Below are 7,187 nucleotides of genomic sequence, written 5' to 3'. Positions count from 1 at the left end.
CCTCCGTGCCGACCTCGCGCGAGACCCGGGTGACCTCGTCGGCGAACGACGAGAGCTGGTCGACCATCGTGTTGATGGTGTTCTTGAGTTCCAGGATCTCGCCACGGGCGCTCACCGTGATCTTCTGGCTCAGATCGCCACCCGCCACCGCTGTCGTGACCTGGGCGATGTTGCGGACCTGCGCGGTCAAGTTGCCCGCCATGAAGTTCACCGAGTCGGTGAGATCGCGCCACACGCCGCCGACTCCCGGCACCTGGGCTTGGCCGCCGAGCTGGCCTTCCGATCCCACCTCCCGTGCCATCCGGGTGACCTCGTCGGCGAAGGCGGACAACTGGTCCACCATGGTGTTGACGGTGCTCTTGAGCTCCAGGATTTCTCCGCGCGCATCCACGTCGATCTTCTGGGACAGATCGCCGCGGGCCACAGCTGTCGCGACCTGCGCGATATCGCGCACCTGGCTGGTCAGGTTGCCGGCCATCGCATTCACCGAATCGGTGAGGTCCTTCCACGTGCCAGAGACCCCCGGCACCTCGGCCTGCCCACCCAATCGCCCGTCCGTGCCGACCTCGCGCGCCACGCGGGTGACCTCCGAGGTGAACAGCGAGAGCTGATCGACCATGCCGTTGAACACCGTGGCGATCTCGCCGAGCAGCCCGTCACCGTCCATCGGCAACCGAGTACCGAAATCGCCGTCACGCACCGCGGTCAAACCCGCGAGTAGCTGGCGCAACTCGACCTGGTCCGTAGCAGCGGGCGTGTACTTACGTGCAGCCGAGGCAGCAGCCACCGTGTCCGTCATCCTCGTCCTCAGATCTGGTCGATTCGACGCCGATAGGCACGGCGGCTCCCGCCATGTCGTGCCCGAAGGAATCGTCAACAAGTAGTGGGTGCTAGCTGCTGAACACCCACTGACCGATGACCTTAGCCGCTGCGCGATCGCCGAGACTCGTTTGCCCCCAGCCGATCAGGCGAACACGGATCGACTTCGACATCATCACGGCGACACAAGGGTTTCCGGTGGTGACCGGCGGGTAGTTCGGGTGCACTCGAACAATGACGTGAAAGGGGTGAGTCGTGACGACACCGCTGGTGGACAATCTCCACCGCGCCGATGCCCTGGATCTGGATCTCGACCTCATTACGCTCGCACAGGCGCGGGCGCAGGTGCGAGAGTTACTGGCATCGTTGGAAGGGGAGCTCATCGAGGACGCGGTCCAAGTATTCGACGAGCTCGCCAGCAACGCCCACCGTCACGGCCAGCCTCCGCGCCGAGCCCGAATATCACTGCGCCGCCACCGATTACGCATCGAAGTAGACGACACCGGCCCCGGCCGTCCGCAGCCGCGTACCCCGGACCGCGCCGGCGGTCGCGGCCTGATCCTCATCGAGCGCCTCGCCACAGCCTGGGCAACTGTTCGCCACCACGGCCACAAAACCGTATGGGCCGAGATCGGACCGGACCGGTTCATCCACTAAGCGTGAACGTCCGGATCAGCTGACGGTCCGCCTCATGCTCGGGCCGGCGCGGCGAACGGTCCCGGCGCGGAGCCGACGACATTTATCGCCGATAGAGCAGTAAGTACATTGTGAAATTCTACGATTGTGCTCGAAATCTGCCGTGGGTCAGTCGAAATCGCTGCGAACAGTGCGGCAATCGCGGCGGGCCTCTGGTCTGATGGGGCCGTCCCCGAACCCGGGGAGCGCAATATAACAACACCGAGGATCGCTATATGAACTCCAGAATTATCCGTCCGATCATTGTTGCCGGTCTGATGATGTCCGCCAGTGTATTCGGTACCGGCATTGCCAATGCTGACTCCGCCGCTCCCATCTCGGGCTCGGTGGAGGTCTGCCTTCCGATTCCATTGGGCCCGTTGGAGTTCAATCTCTGCCTGTAAACGGCCGCATCGAGTTCTCCTGGCGGCAGCGAGACAACGCTGGTAGTCGAACTGAAAGACTTGTGGGACCAGGTGGGTCGGTCGGGGACGCACCTGGTCCCACTGTCATCTGTCACTATCTCCAAACCCTCAGGGCATTCGTTCTTTCTTGTCACAAACGGTGAGGTGGGTCGCCGAGCCCTACTCGGCGGTAGCGTTGGGGTTCTGCCCAATGTGCTGTGCAGGAAAGGAATTACGATGTCTGCCGCAACCTCTTCCGAGCCGTTTCTGTCCTCGTCGGGTCAGCCGGTATCGAGCCCTTTGAAGGATGTGCGGACCATTTCTCGCCAGATGGTTGGTCATTTCATCGAGAATGTGGTGCCGTGTGCGACGTTGCCCGGGGAAGCGCTCAATGGAGATGTGACGACAATAACCCGAGTGTGTTTGGAATTGACCCGTAGCATGCTCGACGGACGAGACCTTCCCGGGCGTGCCGAGCGAGTGCGGTCGGCTGCGGCGGGCTGGGCGCGTGAAGGAATTCCGATCGACACCATCCATCACGCGATCCACGAAGGTTTCAAACTCGGATTCGATCTCATTCTGGCGAATGGCATAACCCAGGACCACGAAACGGTCGCGGGGGTCGCGTTGCGGTTGATGGAGGCTCTGGACATGATCACCTCGGCGGTGTCGGTGGGTTATGTGCGTGATTTGCGTTCGGTAGTCAGTGAGCACCACACCGCAGTGCATACCTTGACCTCGGCCCTGCTGGGCGGGCAGAGCACATCGACGATGGCCCGCGAATGCGGCATCGAGGTCGCCGACCGATACCATGTCGTGGCGCTGGAGCTTCCGCCGCATCCGGAGGAGCTGGACTCCGCGCTGGACGGGAATGTGGTGGCCCGCCGCAAGTTACGGCGGGTGCAGGCGGAGCTGGCCAATCGGTGCGGGGGAAAAGTGCTCTCGCTGTTGAGCGTCGATGGCGGCACGCTGCTGCTGCCCGTTCCGACATTCTCCGAGCGGGATCTGGACGAATTGATCGTCTACTTGTCGGCGGCAGCGCAAGTGCCGATCAGAGCGGTAGCGATGGCGGCGGCTCCGGCGGAGATCCCGCAGGTGGCCGAGCAGGTCCATGAGCTCGTCGACATCGTCCATCGGCTCGGCGGTGAAAGTAAGGTCTACCGCCCGCACGAGCTGGCGTTCGAATATCAGTTGACCCGCCCCGGCCCCGCCCGCGACCACCTGAGTTCGGTGCTCGATTCCCTCGAAGCACACCCGGATCTGCTGCTGACACTCGAAGTGCATATGGCAACGAACATGCAGCGCAACCGGACGGCTCGCAGACTGCACGTGCACGCGAACACCGTCGACTACCGGTTGAAACGGATCGCAGAGATCACCGGGTTCGACCCGACAGATCTCACCGGCCTCTGTCATTTGCGCGCGGCGCTGCTGATCCGGTCACATCGCGGACGCAGTGCCGCACGGACTCGCCGTTCGCAGCATGCCAATCCCTTGGCGGGGTAGTGCGCATGTGCCTCATTCACTCCCGGAGGGAGAACACTGCCACCAGGAAGTCGGACTCGTCGGTGAAGGGGCGTAGGTCCCACGTCGAAAGGCGCAAATCCACTGTGAGTCCGGCAGCTTCGGCGTCGGTCAGGAATTGTGGGAATTCGTAACCGCGATCGGCGCCGAACCCCACCACCACCCGACCGGCCGGCGCGAGATGGTGGGCGAACCCGGCCAGTACCGCCTGCCGGGTGGATGGCGCCAAGAAGGTCATGACGTTGCCCGCGCACACGACGACATCGAAGTCGGCGGAGATACCACGGCTCGGCAAGTCCAACTCGGCGAGATCACCGACGATCCAGGTCGGACCGGGATAGTCCTGCTCCGCCGCGGCGATCAACACCGGATCGACGTCGACGCCGACCACGATATGGCCGGCACGGTGTAGATAGCCACCAACGCGTCCCGGACCGCATCCCGCATCCAGGACTCGGCTTTCGCGCCCGAGCATTGCGTCGACCAGCCGCGCTTCCCCGAAAATGTCGGTGCCGTCGGCCGCCAGCGTGCGGAATCGCTCCACGTACCACGTCGAATGCGCAGGGTCGGCAGCGGTGAGCCCCTCCCACTGGCTGGGGATACGTCCGCTCATCGTCGGTTCCTCCTCGCTCGGGCCTGTCCCTGTTCACTGTGCCACCGTCGTGCTGATCGGTAGCGCCCGGCTCGATCACAGGGCTGTTCATCGGTGGCTCAACGGCTGCTCGAGCACAGGGCACAAGATCGGATCGCACACAGCGTTTCCTGTCCGATCGGAGCATCACCGCATGACGAACCCGCTCGTTACCCCCGTCGGCAACGGCATCAAATCGATTGATGTCATTGCGAATCCGTGCTCGGCGTGGGGGCGGGGGATGCGTAGGGCAGTCGCGACGAGTCACTACTTCGCTGATCGCGGCATTCGGGTACGTCAGTGGCGTGGTACCTCGCCGGAAGGCACGGTCGATCTGCTGCAACAACGTCTGAGCAGGCGCGATCGCCCGGACGCGGTTGTCTGCGTCGGCGGTGATGATCTGATATCGACAGTGCTACAGGTGATCACCCACACCGGCATACCGCTGGGCGTGGTACCGGCCGGACCCAGTGACGATCTCGCCATCGCATTAGGCATTCCGCTGGACGATCCACGAGCCGCCGCCGATATCGTGTTAGCGGGAAAACGCCGCGATATCGACCTCGGAGTCATCGAAACGACCTCCGGTGCACAGTGTTCGGTCGGTCGCACCTGGTTCGCTACGGTCGCGTGTACCGGATCCGACGCCCGGATCCTCGATCGCGTCAGCCGAACCCGACTCCCGTCCGGGCGTACGTCGCTGGCCGAGATCGCCACGGGCACCGCCCGCCCTTTCCGTATCGAATTATCCGGCGGTAACGAATATTCCACGCCACTGGTGATCGACACCGAGGCGCTGCTGGTCACGGTGGGCAATTCCCGCAGTGCCGCCGGAAAGCCGATCTGCCCGATCGCACTGCTCGACGACGGTCTCCTCGATGTGACCGTGATCGGGGCGGCGATGGGCTGCTTGGAGGCGATGTACTTGTTCGCCAAACTGGCCGCAGGGCTACCCATCGCCCATCCTGCTGTCACCTACTACCGGGCCCCCGCAGTGTCACTGCACAGCCCCGGGATGCATGCCGTAGTGGACGGCGCACGAGTCGGCGAATTGCCTGTGACCGTGCGGGCCGTATCAGCAGCTCAGGCCGTCCTGGTGCCGTGAGCGCCGCTCTTGCTGCGCCGACGAAAGCAAACCCTATGCCGGGCACGGGAACTCGTGCGCGCGAACAGATGAGGAGTAAACAGTGAAGTATCGGATGGGCACAATCGATCAGTGCTTCGTACCGTCGAAAAAGACCGTGGTTTATACGGCCACCTGCGTCGGCGAAGTCGATGCGACACTGCTGCGGCGAGCATTCGAGTTGATGTGCCGACGGTATCCGATGCTCGCCGGCACTATCGAAAACGCCGATGATGAGTGCTTCCCGCACATCCGCGAGCATGGCTTCGACAGCGCCGACGTACAGGTGATTCACGGTCGGGTTGCCGACTGGCTCGCGCACGGCGCAAGCGCCCTCGATCCTGCGCTCGGCCTGGCGAAGTTGGAGGTGGTACGCGAAGGCGAGATCACGGCTGTCGCGCTGCACGTGTCCCATGTAATCAACGATGCCCATATGGGATTCGCGCTGCTCGACTACTTCTGGCGGACGGTCGCTGTGCTCGGTGCGGACACGGCGGTGCCCAAGCCGGCACCGCTCTTTCCGCGCAGGCTCGAAGATTTGCTCGCCGAACGAGGGGTTGCCGTCCCGGAACCGGTCTTGCCCGATCTGAACGGCCTGCACAGCTTCGCTCCTACGGAAACGCTCGACGAATCAGGTCTGCGACTCGGTGAACGGATCACGCTGTCCTGCCACCACACCGATACACTTCTTCGACGCGCGAGGGCGCAAGGAACGACGGTGCACGCGCTTCTCAGCGCCGCGATCATCCGCGCCGAACGGGTGATGATCGCCGAATTATCCGGCACGCCAACCGAAAGCGAGCTACCGATGATCATCGGTCACGCCGTCGACCTGCGCCCACATCTGCAACCGCCCGCGCAACCGTCCGACGCCACCAACGGCCTCGGATACGCACCGACCATCATCAGCTGCGGGCCCGATTCCGACCTGCTCACCCTGGGCAAAGAGGCCAAGGCACAGATCGTGCACGGCATCGAAAGCGGGGCGGCGCTGACAACCATGTTCGCGGCTGCGCGCATCGTCGAAAGCAACGGCCCGCGAGACAGTGTCGTGAATACCGTCACCAACTGGGGCGTGGTGCCGTCGCTGGACTCTCCACACGGTATGCGAATAGTAGACTTCCGCGGATTTGTCACCGGTGCTTCCACGCCGGAAATAAGTTACATTGTCTATACATTCCTGGGGCGACTGAATGTCGAGTTCGCATTCTCCGAGCGGTACCACCGACCCGATCGGATCATCCAGCTGCGCCAAGTCGTAGCCGCCAATCTGAACCTCCTGATCCCCGATTCTGCCGACGAGCTCTGACCATTCACAACGACGGTAACGCCGTCCACAGCCGGGGCGGCGTTACCTGTGCGGTTCAGCTGTCGGGTCTTGACCGACCGCCCGCTCTGCGGTCTGCCACGCCGTCAGGTGAAACGCGCGTACCCGACCGGATTCAACACACGGAGTCGCGGATAGAGTCCGCAGCTCCGGCTATGCGTAGGAACGCGGGGCAGGCGACATCGGACCAGATCTCGACCTTCACTGGGCCGACTCCGCGCCGACCTGCGCGGTCAGCTGCAGCAGTTCCTCGACGTGGTAGATCTCGGTGATCTTGTCGTCGAGGACGCGAACGATGTCGGTTCCGTTGAACGCCAGGGGCTTTCCGCTTGCGGTCAACCCGAAGGCGTCACCGGTATGGGTTCCGGTCATTTGCCAGTGATTGACCACCCATCCATCGCGCAGTTGCTGTTGGAACAGGATTCGGTGCTCGGTCCCGGTGAATCCATCGCGCACTGCGGCGATCAGCATCCGCATGCCCTCGATGCCGGATTCTGCACCCGCTACCGGGTTGTGGTCGACGAGGTCGACAGCGAAGACCTCGTCCACGCCGGCGACATCGCCGGTGTCGTACAGCTCGTAGTTGCGGCTGGCTATCCGCAATGCGGCCGTCGGCGCGGACTCCACCATCTCGCGGGCGGTCTTCGCGGTGACCGGGGTTGCGATCGTCGTGCTCATGATTGC

Annotated in this window: 8 protein-coding genes; 5 read left to right on the top strand and 3 right to left on the bottom strand. The window is 63.4% G+C overall.

All coding sequences use genetic code 11. From position 1 onward, the window contains the following. Positions 1 to 799 (bottom strand): HAMP domain-containing protein (locus NN4_RS44010; protein ID WP_222595281.1); only part of this gene is annotated, 799 nt, incomplete at its 3' end. 275 nt (positions 800 to 1,074) lie between these two features. Between NN4_RS44010 and NN4_RS44005 the strand changes: the two genes are divergently transcribed. The 3 genes from NN4_RS44005 (at position 1,075) to NN4_RS44000 (ending at position 3,404) form a co-directional block, all read left to right on the top strand. After that, a complete protein-coding gene (locus tag NN4_RS44005; RefSeq protein ID WP_147144293.1) occupies positions 1,075 to 1,476 on the top strand; it encodes an ATP-binding protein in 402 nt (133 codons plus the stop codon). Between the two features lie 254 nt (positions 1,477 to 1,730). Beyond that, positions 1,731 to 1,898 carry a hypothetical protein gene (locus NN4_RS45585; RefSeq protein WP_186818925.1) on the top strand — a complete coding sequence of 56 codons (168 nt, stop codon included), beginning with the start codon at positions 1,731 to 1,733 and terminating at the stop codon, positions 1,896 to 1,898. A gap of 237 nt (positions 1,899 to 2,135) precedes the next feature. After that, on the top strand, positions 2,136 to 3,404 hold the full coding sequence (locus tag NN4_RS44000; RefSeq protein ID WP_147144290.1) for a PucR family transcriptional regulator: 1,269 nt from the start codon (positions 2,136 to 2,138) through the stop codon (positions 3,402 to 3,404). 16 nt (positions 3,405 to 3,420) lie between these two features. On the opposite strand, the gene NN4_RS43995 is transcribed toward NN4_RS44000, so the two are convergent. Beyond that, positions 3,421 to 4,035: a class I SAM-dependent methyltransferase gene (locus NN4_RS43995; protein WP_147144287.1), complete on the bottom strand. Its 615-nt coding sequence runs from the start codon at positions 4,033 to 4,035 to the stop codon at positions 3,421 to 3,423. 172 nt (positions 4,036 to 4,207) lie between these two features. Here NN4_RS43995 and NN4_RS43990 point away from each other — a divergent pair, with 172 nt between their 5' ends. Together NN4_RS43990 and NN4_RS43985 are read left to right on the top strand one after the other, a co-directional pair. Next, positions 4,208 to 5,158 carry a diacylglycerol kinase family protein gene (locus tag NN4_RS43990; RefSeq protein WP_147144284.1) on the top strand — a complete coding sequence of 317 codons (951 nt, stop codon included), beginning with the start codon at positions 4,208 to 4,210 and terminating at the stop codon, positions 5,156 to 5,158. Positions 5,159 to 5,240: 82 nt separating this feature from the next. Further along, positions 5,241 to 6,485, top strand: coding sequence for a phthiocerol/phthiodiolone dimycocerosyl transferase family protein (locus NN4_RS43985; protein ID WP_147144281.1), 1,245 nt, complete (start codon positions 5,241 to 5,243; stop codon positions 6,483 to 6,485). Positions 6,486 to 6,704: 219 nt separating this feature from the next. Here the strand turns inward: NN4_RS43985 and NN4_RS43980 are convergent. After that, positions 6,705 to 7,187, bottom strand: a 483-nt coding sequence (locus tag NN4_RS43980; protein WP_147144280.1) for an ester cyclase, incomplete at its 5' end; no start/stop codon positions are given.

This window comes from Nocardia ninae NBRC 108245 (genome assembly GCF_007990755.1).
Taxonomy (GTDB): Bacteria; Actinomycetota; Actinomycetes; order Mycobacteriales; family Mycobacteriaceae; genus Nocardia; species Nocardia ninae.
Note: the sequence above shows the minus strand (reverse complement) of the source record. Positions and strands in the feature narration are given on the sequence as shown.

Bases quoted from the DNA above. Each gene is read 5' to 3' on its own strand.
- NN4_RS45585 (WP_186818925.1), top strand. From the start codon at position 1,731: ATGAACTCCAGAATTATCCGTCCGATCATTGTTGCCGGTCTGATGATG.
- NN4_RS44000 (WP_147144290.1), top strand. From the start codon at position 2,136: ATGTCTGCCGCAACCTCTTCCGAGCCGTTTCTGTCCTCGTCGGGTCAG.
- NN4_RS43995 (WP_147144287.1), bottom strand. From the start codon at position 4,035: ATGAGCGGACGTATCCCCAGCCAGTGGGAGGGGCTCACCGCTGCCGAC.
- NN4_RS43990 (WP_147144284.1), top strand. From the start codon at position 4,208: ATGACGAACCCGCTCGTTACCCCCGTCGGCAACGGCATCAAATCGATT.